Origin of the sequence: Geomonas anaerohicana (assembly GCF_016458305.1) — a bacterium.
Taxonomy (GTDB): domain Bacteria; phylum Desulfobacterota; class Desulfuromonadia; order Geobacterales; family Geobacteraceae; genus Geomonas; species Geomonas anaerohicana.
Genome location: NZ_JAEMHL010000002.1, coordinates 553,420 through 570,623, shown reverse-complemented (window position 1 = coordinate 570,623; position 17,204 = coordinate 553,420). Strand labels below are relative to the sequence as shown.

Genomic DNA, 17,204 nt, shown 5'->3' with positions numbered 1-17,204 from the left:
TCCGTGCAAGGTACTGTTTTATCGCCGAAAACCTGTACGGACGCGGCTTACACCAGGCTCGACTCCACGCTCTCCCTCCTTCTTCACCCGGCAAAGCAAGCGCTCCGCATTTGCCATGAGCGGCCAGGGGTGAAAAAACGGGACAGAATCAGGGTGCCCAGCACGCTTCTTTCTTGTAAACGGCTCGCAAATATATTATTTTGGCCCCATTAATCTCCGGCGAGCACGGAGCAACGCCACCCAGGGGGACGCCGTGAACGATACGCTCAATTCTGCAGACAAAAAACTTCTTCTGGACCTGGCCCGGGAGGCGATCACCGCCACCGTCCAGACCGGCAAATTGAAAATGCAGCAAGTCACCGACGAGAAACTCTCCGTACCGCAGGGGTGCTTCGTCACCATCAAGAAACAGGGGGCGCTCAGGGGCTGCATCGGCAATTTCAGTTCCGATAAGCCGCTTTACCAACTGGTGCAGGAAATGGCCGCCTCCGCCGCGACCAGGGACCCGCGTTTCTACCCGATGAAAGAGGCCGATCTGGGCGATTTCGAACTGGAGATATCCGTGCTGTCGCCCCTGAGCAAGATCTCCTCCCCCGAGGAGGTAGAAGTGGGCAAACACGGCCTGTACCTGGAGAAGAACTTTTCCCGCGGCGTCCTGCTCCCGCAGGTAGCCGTGGAGCACCACTGGGACCGGGAGACCTTCCTAAACCAGACCGCCCTCAAGGCCGGACTCAAGATGGACGACTGGAAGGAAGGGGCCGACCTTTACGTCTTCAGCGCCGAGGTATTCGGCGAGCAGCAGTAATTAAGTGACCAGCGTCGGGAGCCGCTCATCGCCTGAGCGGCTTACCTTCCCCTTCCCCTGCCCCACTCCCTCCCGCTTGCCCTACTATTGCACAACGCCAAAAGCTGTAGCGCAAAGAACGCAGAGCATCCGCTGAGAACGCAAAGACTGCTTTTCCTGGTTCCCAAGCTCCAGCTTGGGAACCCATGGCGCAGAGCTCCAGCTATGTATCCGAGGGAAGCTGGAGCTTCTGAAAGGCTTTGCGTTCCCAAGATAGACCCTGGGAACGAGATCAAAGCAAATACCAACACGGATCACTGATACAGCCATAAAAAAAGGGGGCACCGAGGTGCCCCCTTTCTGTTGTGCAGTTTACGGCAGAGCCAAATTACATCTTCCTGCCGCCCTCAGCAGCCCACTTCTCGAGCATGTCGGTGGTGACGGACTTCGGACGCTCGATGGCGTAGCCCAGACCACGGTCCCAGGTGATGTTGGCCATGCAGCCCAGGGCGCGACCCACACCGAAGAGAACGGTGTAGAAGTCCCACTCCTTGAGGCCGTAGTACCACTGGATGACGCCGGACTGTGCGTCGACGTTCGGCCAGGGGTTCTTGGTCTTGCCGTGCTCGGTGAGGACGCCCGGGGCGGTCTCGAAGATCATGGCGACCAACTTGAACAGCGGATCGTCCTTGAGGCCCGGGGTCTTGAGGCAGAACTCGCGCTGTGCGGTGTAGCGCGGGTCGGTCTTCCTGAGAACGGCGTGGCCGTAGCCCGGAACGACCTGGCCGGCGTTGAGGGTATCCCAGAGAGCCTTGGTGACGTTCTCTTTGGTCGGCTCGGCGCCGTTAAGCTTCTTCTGGAACTCCATGATCCAGCCCAGAACTTCCTGGTTGGCAAGGCCGTGCAGCGGGCCGGCCAGACCGTTGAGGCCTGCGGCGTAAGCGTAGTACGGGTCGGAGAGGGCCGAGTGCACCAGGTGGGTGGTGTGGGCCGAAACGTTGCCGGACTCGTGGTCGGAGTGGAGGATGAAGTACATCCTTGCCACGTCCTTGTACTGCTCGCTCTGGCCGATCATGTGGGCGAAGTTGGCGCCCATGTCGAGCTTCGGATCGATGCCGATCTGCTTGTCACCGCGGTACTTCAGGTTGTAGATGAATGCGGCGAGAACCGGGATACGGGCGACGATGTCGCTGGCATCCTCGTACACGTACTCCCAGGCGTCCATCTTGTTGAACTTGCCGCCGCTGTAGAAGGCAGCGAACTTGGAGTCTTTCTGCATCGCCATGATGCCGACGGAGAGCATTACCATCGGGTGGCTCTCTTTCGGAAGGGCGCGTACGGCGGTGTAGACGTACTCGGGCACAACCTGGCGGGTCTTGAACTCGGCCTCAACAGCGGCGACCTGGTCCAGGGTCGGGACTTCGCCGGTCAGCAGGAAGTACCAGAAGGACTCGACGGTCGGGTACTCGGAGCCGGCAGCTTTCGGCAGAGCCTCGAAGGTCTCCGGAATGGTCTTGCCGCGGAAACGGATGCCTTCCTGCGGGTCGAGATAGGAGATGTCGGTGACGAGCGACCTGATGTCGCGGGCGCCGCCGATGCACTGGCCGATGTCCACCTTGTCGATGACCACGGAGCCGAACTCCTTGGTCAGCCTGGTGATACGGGGGCGGTGGGCCTGGATCTTCTCAAACAACTTCTCTTTCAATTGCGTCATGTGCCAGATCTCCTTTTCTGTTGGGGTTGAGGTACATACGTCGAATTACAAAATCGAATCGCCCGCTGACACCGTGCCGGTCGCCAATGACACTCGGCCGGTTGCGTGAGGTAGGTATACTGTATACAAAGATTTTTCAAATGTATACCATTGCGCAGATCCAATTTCAACACAAAAAAATTGTGTTCTAGTATTTTGCATACATTTTAATTCACGTTATAGCAGTACCAGTTCCTGACTTGAGAAGGTGAGACGCTTAAGTCCCTGTTCGGAGAGATAAAATGAATTTTCGATGCCGACCGCGCCCTCCCCGGGAAACACGAGTTTCGGCTCGAAGGCGAAGGCCATACCTACCTGCAGTGTCTCATCGGAGAACCCTTTTGCTATGAAGGGATATTCGTCTATTTCAATGCCCAGACCGTGACCGATGAAAGAGATCTGGCTGCCGGGAGTCCCCATGAAGTGTTCCGCGTACCCCATGCGCCGTGCCAGGTCCAGACAGGCATCGTAGATCCCCCCCCAACTGGCGCCCTCCACGGCGCGCTCCACCATCAGTTCCTCGACGCGCAGCATGTCCTCGTAACCGCGCCGCATGCGCTCCGAAACCGATCCGATGGCGAAGACCCTGGTCTGGTCCGCCAGGTAGCCGTCATAGCAACTGGCCAGGTCGACGATGATGGGCTCGTCGCGCCTGATCCTGTTGTAGCTGGCGCCGTGGCCGAAGGCAGGAGTGAGCCCCATCCCTCCAAGGGCCGTGTTGGTGCAGGCGGGAGCGGCGCCGTCAGCGCCCGAGAGCACCTGGACACCGGAGAGCTCCCCGTTGAAAGCCCGCATACGGACGTACCCCTGGTGCCCCTCCTGGCGCGAAAGGTGTTCCAGTTCGGCGGCGAGATCCACCTCGCTCATCCCCTCGCGGATCACCTCGACGGCGCGCCGGTAAACCTTATCGGCCTGGGTGCCGGCGTCCTGTAGGATGTGGATCTCGTAGTGGCTCTTGATCATGCGCACCCGCCTGATGGCGGGAGAGGCGTCCAGCGCCTGTGCGTTGGGAAAGAGGGAGAGGTACTTCTGGTAGAGGTTGACCGGCAGGACGTCCAGTTCGAGACCCAGACGTTGCGGCAGCGGGTGGCCATGTTCGGTGATGAGGCCGGCCAACTGGTTCAGGGAAGGAAGCGGGACCACGTGGGCGAGCCCGCTCTCCATGCGCGCCCGCATGAAGTCGCGGCGCACCAGGTAGAGCGGTGCACCGGAAACGGGGACGTAGAGCACACCGGTCTGCACGGTCCCGGTGAAATAAAAAAGGTCGGCGTTTTGCACCATGAGGACCGCGTCCATGCCCGCGGCCGCCATCTCGACTTGCAGCTTCCTGTAGCGGTATTCCAGTTCGTTCTTCGGCGTGAGCCGCATATCCCCTCCCCTCTCCCCACGAGCAAAGCTCATGAGGAGGAGAGGGAAAGATAACTCACAATCGGGACTGCGTCAACCCCTGCACTCCAGTCAGATCAAGGGGTTATTAGAGAAGCTGCACCGGGGATCAGACATTTTCTTCCAGCTGCAGTTCGCGGATCGCCATCTCGCGCAGCTTGAACTTCTGGATCTTGCCGCTGGCGGTCATCGGGTAGGAGTCTACGAAGCGGACGTACTTGGGGATCTTGTAGTTCGCGATGCGCCCGCGGCAGAACTCCTTGACCTCCTCCTCGGTCATCTCGCTCCCCTGCTTCAGGACCACCGCGGCCATCACCTGCTCGCCGTACTTGCGGTCGGGAACGCCGTAAACCTGGATGTCGGAGATCTTCGGGTGGGTGTAGAGGAATTCCTCGATCTCGCGGGGATAGATGTTCTCGCCGCCGCGGATGATCATGTTCTTGATCCTGCCGGTGATCTTGCAGTAGCCGTTCTCGTCCATGACGGCGAGGTCGCCGGTGTGCAGCCAGCCGTCGGCGTCGATCGCCTTGGCGGTCTCATCCGGCATCTTGTAGTACCCCTTCATGACCAGGTAGCCGCGGGTGCACAGCTCCCCCTGCTTGCCCGGGGGGAGTTCAGCGCCGGTCTCGATGTCGACGATCTTCAGCTCCACGTTGGGGAGCACGCGCCCCACCGTAGCGACCTTCAGCTCGATGGGATCGTCGGTGCGGGTCTGGGTGATCACCGGGGAGGACTCGGTCTGGCCGTAGGCAATGGTGATCTCGCTGGCGTGCATGTCGCGAATGACGCGCCGCATCACCTCGATGGGGCAGTTGGAGCCGGCCATGATGCCGGTCCTAAGCGAGGTGAGGTCGAACTCGGCGAAGCGGGGGTGCTCCAGTTCGGCGATGAACATGGTGGGCACGCCGTGCACGGCGGTGCAGCGCTCCTGCTCGATGGCCTGCAGCACCTTGAGCGGATCGAAGATTTCCACCGGGACCATGGTGGTGCCGTGGGTGACGCAGGCCATGACGCCCAGGACGCAGCCGAAGCAATGGAAGAAGGGAACCGGGATGCAGAGGCGGTCCTTCTCGGTGAAGCGCATGCACTCGCCGATGTTGAAGCCGTTGTTGACCACGTTGTGGTGGGTCAGCATGACCCCTTTCGGGAACCCGGTGGTGCCCGAGGTGTACTGCATGTTGATCACGTCGTGGATGGAGAGAGTCCGCTCGACCGCCTCCAGTTCGGCGTCGGCAACCTGCGCGCCCAGTTCGACGATGTGCTCGAAGTTGATCATGCCGTCCGGGGCACCGTCGCCGAGATAGACCACGTGCTTCAGGCAGGGGAGCGTGGCGCTCACGAGCTGCCCGGGGGTGCTGCCGGCAAGCTCCGGGACCACGCTCGCCAGGGTCTCTATATAATTGGTGTCCTTGAAGCCCTGCACCAGGAACAGCATGCTGGCGTCGGACTGCTTCAGAAGGTACTCCAGCTCTGCCGATTTGTAGCTGGTGTTGACGGTGACCAGCACCGCGCCGATTTTGGCGGTGGCAAACTGCAGCGTCACCCACTCCGGCACGTTGTAGGCCCAGATGGCGAGGTGATCGCCCTTCTTCACCCCCATGCGCAGCAGCCCCTTGGCCACCTGACGGCACCGCTCGTTGAACTCGCGATAGCTATAGCGCAGACCGCGCTCCACGTAGACCAGCGCCTCGTTATCCGGATATTTTCCGGCGATGTCATCCAAAAGCGCCCCGACCGTCAAATTGATCTCTTTCGACATGATCCCCCCTGCTGTTTCTTCATATCAAACAGTCGTTCGCGTAAAAACAACTTATTGGAAATAAAAGGTTTTACCAATTAACACAGCCTCCCGCGGCATGTCAAGAATTAAGGAATGCCGATCATTTGTTCGATGAGTGCAACAAGAGTGCGTCGCAAACCTGCAGAAAAAGCTTGACACATCTTTTCCCCGCGAGACCGGATGCTTAGCGTAACCAACTGAAATCATTGACGGTAGCGATGAAACTTCGTTACGATGAAGGTGCCTATTCTGTAGGCAATCTGCAGAGGCGGGCAATTTACAAAGGGTTTTCCCTGTCTTCAACGTCTTTTCCACAACGCTTTCCACAAACGGTGTGGACCAGGCAGGCAAAACAGGATTTTCGCAGTAGATATGAGCAGTTGCGACAACAGACGCAAGAATGACTCTCATCACAGAGTGCGCTTTGTGCGGAAAAAGTAAGTCAATGGCGGAAACTCGGGGGAGCCTCGGGTGACCTTTGCCACGAAGTGTTGCACGACAAATCACGTCCCACCCCTTTGCCCAGGTTCGAGGCTGATCTCCCCCTCCCGCAGGGGGAGGGGGGACCAGAAGCAGGCGTCGTTCGGAATCCCTAGAAGAACCTTGGAAGGGACAGGGGGGATTTTGGCTTGGTGGTTCGACCAGCTACAGTCCGTTCACCACGTTCTGCGGGGTACCTGCGAGGAAAGCGGCGATGTTGCCGGCGGTGGTCGCCATGAGACGGCGCCGGGCGGCCAGGGTGGCCCAGGCGATGTGCGGGGTGATGATGCAGTTCTCGGCGTGCAGCAACGGGCTGTCGGCAGGAATGGGCTCGGTGGCGGCGACGTCGACGGCGGCCCCGGCGATCACCCCGGCGTTGAGTGCCTCGGCCAGGTCGCGCTCATTGACCAATCCTCCTCGCGAGGTGTTGAGGAACAGCGCGTGTGACTGCATCAGGCGGAGCCGGTCTGCATCAACCAGCCCTGCGTTTGCATCCGTAAGCGGGCAGTGCAGGCTGACCACGTCCGCTTGGGCAAAGAGATCGTCCAGCTCCAGCCACTGGACTGCCACCCCGCCCGGAGCCACCCTGCTCCTCGGGTTGCAGGCAAGGATCTCCATGCCCAGGGCAGCAGCAATGGCAGCCACCCGGGCACCGATGCGCCCGAGCCCTACGATCCCGAGTGAGCGCCCCTTGAGCTCGGTAAGCGGCTGCGCTACCAGCGTGAAATCGGCGCAACGGCTCCACTCCCCCCGCTGTACCGCGGCGTGGTACTGGGCCACGCGGTTGGTCAGCTCCAGCAGCAGCGCAATGGTGTGCTGAGCCACCGAATCGCTGCCGTACTCCGGGACATTGACCACCGGTATCCCCTGTTGCGCCGAGGCCGCCAGGTCGACCACGTTGTAACCGGTCGCCAGCACGCAGACAAGCCGCACTTCGGGAAGCTGGGCCAGGGTGGCGGCGCTCAGGCGGGTCTTGTTGGTGAGCACGATCTGTGCACCGTGACAGCGCTCCAGCACCAGTTCCTCAGGGGTGCGGTCGTACACCACCAGTTCCCCGAAAGCGGCGACATCATCCCAAGGGTTGTCGCCCGGGTTCAGGGTGTAGCCATCGAGCACCACGATCTTCACGAGAGCCTCCCTAGTGAACCACCACACCGCCGGATACGACGAACTTCACCGCGTCCTCGACGCTCATGCCGCAGTCGTACACCTCGGTCTCCCGGAAGAACAGGGCAAAGCCGGAGGTGGGATTGGGCATGGTGGGGACGTACACCACCACCAGCTTCTCGCCGTCGCGCTCCACCTCGGCGGTAACGAAGCCGACGGCACGGACGCCGGTGCGTGGCCATTCGACGAACACGGCCCTGCGGTAGGAGGTCTTCCCCTCTTTGAACACCTGGGTCAATTGCTTGCTGGAGTTGTAGATGGACTTTACCAGCGGGATGCGGGAGAAGAGTTCGTCCCACCACCTGAGGATCCTGGTTCCCATCACGTTGGTCGCCAGCAAACCGGAAAGGTAGATGACGATGACGCCGGTCAGCATGCCCAGGCCCGGGATGTACGAGTGGTCGTTGATGAGCGCGGCCAGCAGCGAGTCGAGGTAGCTCCCCAGGATGCCGTCCGCGAAGTTGAACAGGAACTTCAGGATGAATATGGTGATCCCCAGGGGCACCACCACGAACAGGCCGGTGATGAATTTCCCCTTGAAATGCTTGATGATCTTATCCACTTGTGCCTCCGTAATAGACTTCGATGCGTTATGCTACAAAGTTGCCGCAGTGTCAACGGATTTGGGGACGCAGGCGCAGGCGCCTCGACTGCCGTTGCGTCGCTCCCTCCTTAACAAAGATTGTTCCGGGAATTCGGGGAAAGGAAAGCGTCACCTACGAAGTGATGCACGTGAACCAGCCCCCCCCCCTTTGCGAAGGGGGGGCGGGGGGGATTTAGCCACGGTAGCCATGGCACCCAGGGCCGCTACAGAGTCAAATCCCCCTAAATACCCCTTTGCAAAGGGGGACTTTTAGGGGCAAATGGAGTTGACAACTACACGCGCAAAAACATACAGTAGCACGTTGCAGACTTATCCCTCAGGTTCCACGTCAAAGGCTCCCCCGATGTTGAAAAAAGCATTTGCCATAACGGCCGTCGCCGCGGTCCTTTCCGCCGTTTTTTATATCGCCCCCCTTTTGGACAAGGATGAGCGTGCCCGCAGGAGTGAAGCGGAATACGTCTCCATGTTCAAAGAGGTGGTCGACATCGTCAAGGAGAGCTATGTCGACAAGGTCGACGACAAAAAGCTCATGACCGGCGCCATCAACGGGATGCTGGCCGCGCTCGACCCGCACAGCACCTACATGCCCGTCACGGAATACTCCGAGATGAAGGTGCACATGGCAGGCGCCTTCGGCGGGGTGGGCATAGAACTGGACATGCGCAACGGGAAGCTCATGGTGAACGCCCCCATCGAGGACACCCCCGCCTTTCGGGCCGGCATCCTGGCCGGTGACCACATCTTCCAGATCGACGGCAAGCCGACCAAGGATCTCCCCATCAATGAATGCGTGAGCCGGATGCGCGGCACCCCCGGCACCCAGGTCACCCTCACCATCGTCAGGGAGGGAACGGCAAAGCCCCTCACCTTCCGCCTGACCCGTGCCATCATCAAGACCAAGAGTCTCAAGGCCCGTCTTTTGGAACAAGGCTACGGCTACGTCCGCATCGCCGAATTCCAGGAACGTACCGGCGAGGACTTCGACAAGGCGCTGAAAACCCTGGCCGCCGACAACGGCGCCCCCCTCTCCGGCCTCATCCTGGACCTGCGCTACAACCCGGGCGGGCTGGTGGACCAGGCCTACCGCGTCGCGGACCGGTTCATCGGCGAAGGGCTCACCAACGGCGACATCGTCACCACCAAGGGTCGTGACGCGAAATCGGTGCAGACCCTGACGGCGACCATCGGCGAGAAGGAACCGAAGTACCCCATGGTGGTGCTGATCAACGGCGGCTCCGCCTCCGCCTCCGAGATCGTGGCCGGCGCGCTGCAGGATCACAAACGTGCGGTGATCATGGGCACCCAGAGCTTCGGCAAAGGGAGCGTACAGTCCGTCATGACCCTCAACAACGGCGACGGCCTCAAACTCACCACCGCCCGTTACTACACCCCGAGCGGCCGCTCCATCCAGGCCAAGGGGATCACCCCCGACATCGTGGTGGAATTCGCAAAACCGGCAGCGGCGAAAAAGGAAACCGATCCGGAAATCCGTGAGCAGGACCTGGACGGACACATGCAGGGAGCGCCGGAAACCAAGCCGGAAGCACCCGCGACAAAGCCGGCTGCGCCCCCCAAGCCCGCACACCCGACCCTGCTGCCCAAGGTCAATGGAGCCGGCAAGGAGCTAAGCGAACAGGAACTGCTGCAAAAGGATAACCAGCTCGCCCGCGCCCTCGAACTCATCAAGGGGGTCAACGTCCTCAAGAAGGGCCTCGCCCGTTGATGGCCACGGGCGTCAGCAGCGCGCCCGGCACCCCGAATCTGCTGGTGATCCTCGGGGCGACCGCCTCCGGGAAAACCCGGCTCGGGGTCCAGCTTGCCGGGCGGTTGCAGGGAGAAATCATCTCGGCCGATTCACGCCAGGTGTTCCGCGGCATGGACATCGGCACCGGGAAAGACCTGCACGAGTACCAGGGCATCCCCTACCACCTGATCGATGTGGCCGCTCCCGGCCACGAGTTCAACCTGTTCCAGTTCCAACGCCTTTTCCTCGACGCCTTCGCCGACATCTCCAACCGGGGCAGGCTGCCGGTCCTGGTCGGCGGCAGCGGCATGTACCTCGACTGCGTGCTGCGCGGCTACCGGCTGGTAGAGGTGCCGGAGGATCACGCGTTGCGGGAGGAACTTGCCCCCCTGTCCATGACGGAGCTCGCCGAGCGCCTGGTCCGGGCCAATCCCAGGCTGCACAACAGCACCGACCTCACCGAGCGGGATCGCTTGCTGCGCGCCATAGAAATCGCCGAGTACCGAGGGGGGGACCAGGAGCCCTGGCCGGATATCATCCCCTTCACCATCGGCATCCGGTGGGAGCGCGCGCAACTCAGGGAGAGGATCACCAAAAGGCTCAGGGAGCGCTTAGACGCCGGGATGATCGAAGAGGTGCAGCGGCTGCACGATGCCGGCACCGGCTGGGACAGGTTCGAGTTTTACGGGCTGGAGTACCGTTACGTGGCGCGCCACCTCAAGGGGGAGCTCTCCCGAAACGACATGTTCCAGAAGCTCAACGCCGCCATCCACGACTTCGCCAAGAAGCAGGAGAACTGGTTCAAGCGGATGCAAAGCCACGGCACGGTGATCCACTGGGTGGAGGGAGCGGGCGACCCGCTGGCGGAGGCGCTGGAACTGCTAACATCATTGAAACAGGGATAAAGGGGATAAAAGGGATAAAGGCGAAAACCTTTTCTCACGCGAAGCCGCAAAGGCGCAAAGTCGGGCAAAACCGACAGCACGCTTGTTTTACCCCAAGTTTTTGGTTTCAGGTGTTATCCCGGTGATCCCTTTTATCCCTGTTAAATGATGTTGTCTTTAGGTTTACTTTGCGCCTTTGCGGCTTGAGTGAGCGTAGCGAACGGGCGTGAGCGGCCGTGGCAGTTAATTATTGACGTAATCAGTGTGGTATGTTACGAAAAAAAGGCGAAGCAGATACTGCTTGTTTCGTAAACGTACTAAGAGCCAGGGAGGGTACCGATGTTTGCAAGACTGAAATCGGACATTAAGGCGGTGTTTGACAGGGATCCGGCGGCAAGAAGCGTGCTGGAGGTGATCTTCTGTTATCCCGGCCTGCACGCGCTCTGGTTCCACCGGGTCGCGCACTGGCTTTGGAAGCACGAGTTCTATTTCTTGGGAAGGTTTACCTCCCACATCGGCCGTTTCATGACCGGCATCGAGATCCACCCCGGCGCCACCATCGGCAAGGGTTTCTTCATCGACCACGGCATGGGGGTGGTCATCGGGGAGACCGCCGAGATCGGCGACAACGTCACCCTCTACCACGGTGTGACCCTGGGCGGGGTCAGTTGGGAAAAGGTGAAGCGCCACCCTACCCTGATGGACAACGTCGTGATCGGCTCGGGCGCCAAGATCCTCGGCCCGTTCACCGTGGGCAAGGACAGCAAGGTCGGCTCCAACTCCGTGGTGGTCAAGGAAGTCCCGGCCAACTCAACCGTGGTCGGCATACCGGGACGCATTGTCATGGCGACCGAGAAGCCGCAGGACCGTCCGGACCTCGAGCACGGCAAGATGCCCGACCCGGAGGCAAAGGCCATCTCCTGCCTCTTCGACCAGATCAGGGAATTGGAGCGGAAGTACAACGCCCTCGCTGCCGAGCATGAGGCTCTCAAGAAGAAAATAGGCTAAAACCGTTATCTTAACGCCCGTTCGCTCCGCTCACTTAAGACGCAAAGACGCAAAGCAAACAAGGCAAAACGTGTTGAACAGGGATAAAAGGGATAAACGGGATAAAGACTAAGACGACAGCTTCTGGTTTTAAATCCCTTTATGTCCTTTATCCCTGTTTTCTTTGCGCCTTTGCGGCTTTGCGTTAGATAGAGAATTTGAAGTTATCCCCTTCATCCCCTTCATCCCCTTTATCCCTGTTTATAGGTTTTTATGACTAAAAGAATCGCCATCACTACCCTCGGCTGCAAGATCAACCAGTTCGAATCCGCCGCCATGACCGAAGCACTGGAACAGGACGGCTACAGCTTCGTCCCCTTCTCCGAAAGCGCCGACATCTACGTTATCAACAGCTGCACCGTCACAGCCAAGACCGATGCGGAGTCCCGCCGCCTGATCAGACGGGCCACCCGCATGAACCCGGAAGCTCGCGTCGTAATCACCGGCTGCTACGCCCAGATGGCCGGCGATGAGCTGCTGAAACTACCGGGCGTAAACCTCATCCTCGGCAACAGCGAGAAGAAGGATATCGTCGGTTTCATCAAGGGACTCGGAGATGAACCACAGGCGGTGGTGAGCGATATCTCGCAGCAGCGGTCTGGAGAACGAACACAGCTGGAAAGCTTCGCCGAACACACCCGTGCCTTCCTCCAGGTGCAAAACGGCTGCGACGCACGCTGCGCTTACTGCATCGTACCCTACGCCCGCGGCGCCAGCAGAAGTGTCGCGCCCCAGGAGGCACTGGACGGCATGGCAGCCTTCGCCGCCAAGGGTTTCCAGGAGATCGTGCTGACCGGCATACACCTGGGCGCCTACGGCCTCGACCTCGAGCCCGCCACCGACCTGCTCGGCCTGATGCGTCTGGCTGAGCACCAGGGAGTGGTACGGCGGCTGCGGGTCGGCTCGGTGGAACCGACCGAGGTCCCCACGGAGATGATCGAGTTCATGGCCGGATCAAAGATGGTCTGCCCTCACCTGCACCTGCCGCTGCAAAGCGGCTCGGACGGCGTCCTGGCCCGCATGAACCGCGGCTACGACACCGCGCTCTTCCGCTCCGTCGTCGAGGCTCTGGTGGCAGCCATGCCCGACGTCAGCATCGGTTCCGACGTCATCGCCGGCTTCCCGGGCGAGACCGACCAGGAGTTCCAGGAAACCCTCTCCTTCATCGACTCGCTCCCCTTGGCCTACTTGCACGTTTTCCCCTTCTCCCAGCGCCCCGGGACCCCGGCCGCGACCATGGCAGCACAGGTCCAACCGCGGGTGATCAAGGAGCGGGCCGAGGCGCTTCGGATCCTGTCGGAAAAGAAAAAGGCGGAGTACGCGGCACGGTTCGTCGGGCGGGAACTGCAGGTCTTGGTGCAGAAGGATGAGGGGGGACGCAAAGGCTTGTCCAGGAACTACCTTCCGGTGCTCATCGAGGAGTGTGACGGGTTGATCAACCAGGAGGTCACGGTGTTGATTACCGGGACTCGCGGCGGGGAATTGACCGGCAGACTGGCGGCCCGCTAGACGGTGAAGGTCACCGTAGCGCCCCGCCCCACTTCAGCTTCTATCTTCACCTTGCCGCCGTGGCGGCTGACGATCCGCTTGACGATGGCCAGCCCGATGCCGCGCCCGGGGAACTCGTCCTGGCCGTGCATGCGCTGGAACGGCGAGAACAGCTTCTCGGCGTAGGCCATGTCGAACCCTGCCCCGTTGTCCCGGACCGCGAAGGCGGAGTGCCCCTCCCACTCGGTGGGGAAAATTTCCACCACGGCGTGCTCCTGCGGCTGGGTGAATTTCCAGGCATTGCCCACCAGGTGCTCCAGCACCACCTTCAAGAGGCGCGCATCCCCCCGCGCCGCCATCCCCTCCGCCACATGGGCAGCAACCTTGCGTTCCGGTTGCGATCGGGCCAGTTGCCCCACGACCTCCCTGGCCAGCGCGCTCAGGTCCACGTCCTCCCTGGCCAGCTTTCCCCTGACGCTTCGGGACAATTCCAGGATCGCGTCCAGCATGTCCGCCATGCGACGGCTGGAGCGCCTGATACGTTCCAGGTAGTCGTTGCCTATGGTGTTGAGCTTGGCAGCGTACTCCTCGGTAAGCGCCTGGCTGAACCCTTCGAGGTGCCGCAAGGGCGCCCGCAGATCGTGAGAGACGGAGTAGCTGAACATCTCCAGGTCGCGGTTGGCTGACTCCAGCTGCGACGTCCGCTCCACCACCCTGCGCTCCAACTCGCCGTTCAGCCTGAGCAGGCTCTCGTTCTCCTCGGTCAGCTCCCGGACCTTCTCTTCCAACCGGGTTGCCACCACCTGGCTGTAGTCCCTGAGGAATTCCTCCTCGTGCATCTGGTTCGCCTGTGCCTGGCGTTCGCTTGCCAGCTCCGCCGCCAAGAGCCGCCCCACCGCATCCCATAACTCGTCGGGCCGCATCGGTTTCTCAAGGAAGGCCGTGGCCCCCAGGGCAGCCGCGAGCTCAGCCTCCCTGCTGCCGGTGTAGATCGCGGAATAGAATATGAAGGGGATGGTGCGGAGTTCCTGGAACTTCTTGAGTTCGTGGAGGAATCTGAAGCCGTCCATGACCGGCATCAGGCAGTCGGAGATGATGAGGTCGGGGAGTTCGGCCGCAGCGACCTCGAGCCCCTGTTTGCCGTTGGCGGCCTCGACGACGTGGCAGCCGTGCCACTCGAAGTTGTAGCGGATGACCTTGCGATCGTTTCTGGAATCGTCGACGACCAGAACCTTCATCCTACCCCCTTAGCGGCTGCGGCAAATGACTAAGAGGATACCAATGAGGGAGAGGATTGCAACGAAAGGGGATGCAGGAGGGACCCGGAAAGAAACCTAAAAACGGTTAACAGGGATACAAGGGATAAAGGGGATAATACATCTTTGGCTCCAACCAGAGGTGTACCTGTTTCCAGATTTACTCTGCGCCTTCGCGTTAGAACCTGATTTTGGGACTTTATCCCTTTTATCCCCTTTATCCCTGTTAAACGGGTTTTATTGTCCCTGCAACTGAGCCAGCAGGTCGGATACGCGCCGCACGTCGTCGAGATCGCGGAACTCGCGGTAGCCGTCGACACCGTCGGCATCGAGACCGCGGTAGAAACGGGGACGCTTGGACTTCAGCCCGCCCAGGAGCTTCCCGGTGGCGTAGTCGACGGTTTCGGTGTCACGTGCGGTGAACTTGAGCTGCAGCACAACACTGTACCCCAGCTGGAACAGCCGCTTCAGTTCCTCCTCGGCCAGTATCTGCGCCGCTTTGCTCTCATCCCCGGGCGCCAGCGTCTCCAAGGCGATGTTGAGGTAGCCGCAAACCCGGTGCATCACCGCGAGCATGGACTCGGGTTCGTGAAAAGCCTGCCCCTCGGCAACCAGGGCACTGTTGACCAGGTAGTTCAACTCCTGTGACACGATTTCCGAACCGGACCGCGCCAAGGCGCGCGACAGCAGGGTCCCTTCGTCGGCAAAGACCGGCATCAGGTGCCCCCCCTCCCCCGCCGAGGCCAGTTCCTTCCCCCCCTGGAGTTCGAAACGGTCCGGGTGGATCCGGGCATAGATCGACAGCGCCTCGTCCAACGGCGGGAAGCCCAAGTCCTGCAGCCTGCCGGTGCGGAACCGCTGGCATTGCTCCTCGAGCTCCAGGTCCACATCCCCTTTCACCCCTTCCATGAGTGCGGTGTACAACTGGTTGTCCAGCTTGACCAGCATGGAGAGGAAAGAGCCGATCAACTGGCTGTGCTTGGGGTTCTTGAACTTGATCATGAAGACATCGTCGAAGGTGTGATCGTAGTCACCCAGGCGCTCCTCATCGTTGCCCTGGTCGCCGATGCCGCCACCGACGATGATCTCGCGGCTCAACAGGAGTTGCAGCAGCTCGAAATCGAGGTGCTTGAGCAGCTCATGAACGCGCGGCTCGCCCCCCTCCATGAAGTAGGTGAGCCAATGACAGGCCTGATCTTCGGAGAAGGTCCAGCCATCCCAAAGCTCCATATCCATGATGAAGACGCACTGCTCCGCGGAAGCCAGGCGCAGCAGGTCCACGGAATCCGCCTCACCCACCTCTTTCATGAGCCAAAAGAATTCCTGCGGCTGCAGACCTGCGGCAAGCCTCCTGGCGTCGGGGTCGGCAACGATGAGGTCCATCTTTTCCTTACCGGAAACCGTCCCCAGGTAGTCCTTTTTCTGCTGTAGGGGAAGCGCCTGGAAATCGCGCTCAGAAAGTTTCACTACCGCTACTTGCTTCATTTCTGCCATTTCACTCCCTTTGAAAACCGTTTCTTAACAGGGATAAAAGGGATAAAGGGGATAAACCAAAGACTCTTGTTTACCCCCCGGCCCTGTGCCTGTATTCATGTTTTCTTTGCGCCTTTGCGGCTTTGCGTTAAAAATTGTCTTTTATGCCTCTATCCCTTTTATCCCCTTCATCCCTGTTAAACGCCTTAAAGAATGCCTTTCCGCATGGCCTTCTTGTAGCCGCAGCTGCGATGCAGCCACTTGAGCTCCTTGACCAGTTCCGGGGTGAGTTGCACGCATTCGGGGAAGATCTTGAAGCGCTTCTTGTAGATCTTGCAGCGTCTGGTGGTGATGTCGAGGTAGCGACAGGGGGTCGAGGTGAACATGATCCTGCCGTCTTCATCCTCCAGCTTCTCAAAACAACAAAGGCCGCATTGCTCGCAAAGGGCCTCCCACTGCTGCTGATCCATTTCGGGTCCTGATGACATGCGACCTACTCCTCGCCCGCCCCCAGCGGCACCACCAGGGTATTCCCCTTGCCGTTGGAAAACCGGACGCTGTCTTCATAGATCTGCTCGATCTTGTAGCCATTGACGACGTTGCCCTGGCGCATGGCACTACCATTTACCATGGCGAAGCTCGCCTCGCTGCTGTTCTGCCAGGCGATACCGCTCACACGGATCTCCGGTCGCGACTTCTGCGGGGCCACCGGCGCCGCGGCTGGTGCCGATGCGGCAACTACCGGCGCCGGTTGCACGACCGCCTGGTGCACCGGAGCCGGTTGGGCAACGGTAGGAGCCTTGGCGGCGACGGAAGGCTGGGCCAGTTGCTTTGCCGCTACCTTTACCGGGATCTGGGGCGGAGTGGCCGCCTTGGCAGCCGCCTGGGTGACCGGTTTGGCAACCGGTTGCGCCGCCTGTTTGGTCGTGGCCGCAGGAACCGGGGCCGATTTGGCCGCAATCTTGGCAGGCTCGGTGACCGGCTGCGCAGGCTTCACGGGCGCGACGGGTGCGACCGCAGGAGCGGCAGCCGTCCGCTCGGCGACGACCTCCTTGGCCTCAACGCGGACAGCCGGCGCCGCCTTGGCCGGAGCCGCGGCTACCGGGGCGGCAGTCACGGTATCGGCGCCCTGCACCGCAACCTGTGCGGGGCGATGGGAGAACCCGCCCATGAGGGCGTAAGTCGCCAGGGTGGCAATGGCCGCTCCGCCAAGAGTGCAGACCGGGATCATCCATGCCGGACGACGCCCCCTGGCCTTGGGGAGTCCCCCGGTGCCGGCAGGACGACGGGAGCGCTGCGACTCGTCCACTTTCTCCAATGCTTTCAGTATTGAACTCATAAATCCCTCGAAAAGTTGA

The 17,204-nt window shown here is 60.6% G+C and carries 14 protein-coding genes; 5 read left to right on the top strand and 9 right to left on the bottom strand.

Going from position 1 to position 17,204, the window contains the following annotated elements; translation table 11 throughout:
* The first annotated feature begins 253 nt into the window (after positions 1 to 253).
* Positions 254 to 805 carry an AmmeMemoRadiSam system protein A gene (amrA, locus tag JFN91_RS05815; protein ID WP_199388242.1) on the top strand — a complete coding sequence of 184 codons (552 nt, stop codon included), beginning with the start codon at positions 254 to 256 and terminating at the stop codon, positions 803 to 805.
* A 367-nt stretch (positions 806 to 1,172) separates the two neighbouring features.
* On the opposite strand, the gene JFN91_RS05810 is transcribed toward amrA, so the two are convergent.
* From JFN91_RS05810 to JFN91_RS05790, 5 genes are all read right to left on the bottom strand, one after another.
* Positions 1,173 to 2,498 (bottom strand): citrate (Si)-synthase, encoded by a 1,326-nt coding sequence (locus JFN91_RS05810; protein WP_199388241.1) that lies wholly within the window; start codon positions 2,496 to 2,498, stop codon positions 1,173 to 1,175.
* Between the two features lie 216 nt (positions 2,499 to 2,714).
* A complete protein-coding gene (locus JFN91_RS05805; RefSeq protein ID WP_199388240.1) occupies positions 2,715 to 3,905 on the bottom strand; it encodes a M24 family metallopeptidase in 1,191 nt (396 codons plus the stop codon).
* 127 nt (positions 3,906 to 4,032) lie between these two features.
* Positions 4,033 to 5,682, bottom strand: coding sequence for an AMP-binding protein (locus JFN91_RS05800; protein WP_199388239.1), 1,650 nt, complete (start codon positions 5,680 to 5,682; stop codon positions 4,033 to 4,035).
* 666 nt (positions 5,683 to 6,348) lie between these two features.
* Positions 6,349 to 7,311: a D-2-hydroxyacid dehydrogenase gene (locus tag JFN91_RS05795; RefSeq protein WP_199388238.1), complete on the bottom strand. Its 963-nt coding sequence runs from the start codon at positions 7,309 to 7,311 to the stop codon at positions 6,349 to 6,351.
* A 10-nt stretch (positions 7,312 to 7,321) separates the two neighbouring features.
* A complete protein-coding gene (locus JFN91_RS05790; protein ID WP_199388237.1) occupies positions 7,322 to 7,912 on the bottom strand; it encodes a DUF502 domain-containing protein in 591 nt (196 codons plus the stop codon).
* A gap of 385 nt (positions 7,913 to 8,297) precedes the next feature.
* Between JFN91_RS05790 and JFN91_RS05785 the strand changes: the two genes are divergently transcribed.
* The 4 genes from JFN91_RS05785 (at position 8,298) to mtaB (ending at position 13,138) form a co-directional block, all read left to right on the top strand.
* Complete coding sequence (locus tag JFN91_RS05785) at positions 8,298 to 9,677, top strand: S41 family peptidase (protein WP_199388236.1); 1,380 nt, start codon at positions 8,298 to 8,300, stop codon at positions 9,675 to 9,677.
* Positions 9,677 to 10,603, top strand: a complete 927-nt coding sequence (miaA, locus tag JFN91_RS05780) for a tRNA (adenosine(37)-N6)-dimethylallyltransferase MiaA (RefSeq protein ID WP_199388235.1) — start codon at positions 9,677 to 9,679, stop codon at positions 10,601 to 10,603. The genes JFN91_RS05785 and miaA overlap by 1 nt, the downstream gene beginning before the upstream one ends.
* 318 nt (positions 10,604 to 10,921) lie before the next feature.
* Positions 10,922 to 11,590: a serine O-acetyltransferase gene (gene cysE / locus JFN91_RS05775; protein WP_199388234.1), complete on the top strand. Its 669-nt coding sequence runs from the start codon at positions 10,922 to 10,924 to the stop codon at positions 11,588 to 11,590.
* Between the two features lie 252 nt (positions 11,591 to 11,842).
* The gene (gene mtaB / locus JFN91_RS05770) at positions 11,843 to 13,138 is read left to right on the top strand and encodes a tRNA (N(6)-L-threonylcarbamoyladenosine(37)-C(2))-methylthiotransferase MtaB (protein ID WP_199388233.1); all 1,296 of its coding nucleotides are present in this window, start codon (positions 11,843 to 11,845) and stop codon (positions 13,136 to 13,138) included.
* Here the strand turns inward: mtaB and JFN91_RS05765 are convergent.
* The 4 genes from JFN91_RS05765 to JFN91_RS05750 all read right to left on the bottom strand — a co-directional run bounded on the left by JFN91_RS05765 (position 13,135) and on the right by JFN91_RS05750 (position 17,185).
* Entirely contained in the window at positions 13,135 to 14,355 is a 1,221-nt protein-coding gene (locus JFN91_RS05765; protein ID WP_199388232.1) for a hybrid sensor histidine kinase/response regulator, read from the bottom strand. The two genes, mtaB and JFN91_RS05765, sit on opposite strands and share 4 nt — an antisense overlap.
* 255 nt (positions 14,356 to 14,610) lie before the next feature.
* Complete coding sequence (locus JFN91_RS05760) at positions 14,611 to 15,867, bottom strand: DUF6178 family protein (RefSeq protein WP_199388231.1); 1,257 nt, start codon at positions 15,865 to 15,867, stop codon at positions 14,611 to 14,613.
* Positions 15,868 to 16,052: 185 nt separating this feature from the next.
* Positions 16,053 to 16,334, bottom strand: a complete 282-nt coding sequence (locus JFN91_RS05755) for a YcgN family cysteine cluster protein (RefSeq protein ID WP_236014975.1) — start codon at positions 16,332 to 16,334, stop codon at positions 16,053 to 16,055.
* A gap of 5 nt (positions 16,335 to 16,339) precedes the next feature.
* On the bottom strand, positions 16,340 to 17,185 hold the full coding sequence (locus tag JFN91_RS05750) for a hypothetical protein (RefSeq protein ID WP_199388230.1): 846 nt from the start codon (positions 17,183 to 17,185) through the stop codon (positions 16,340 to 16,342).
* Between the last annotated feature and the right edge of the window lie 19 nt (positions 17,186 to 17,204).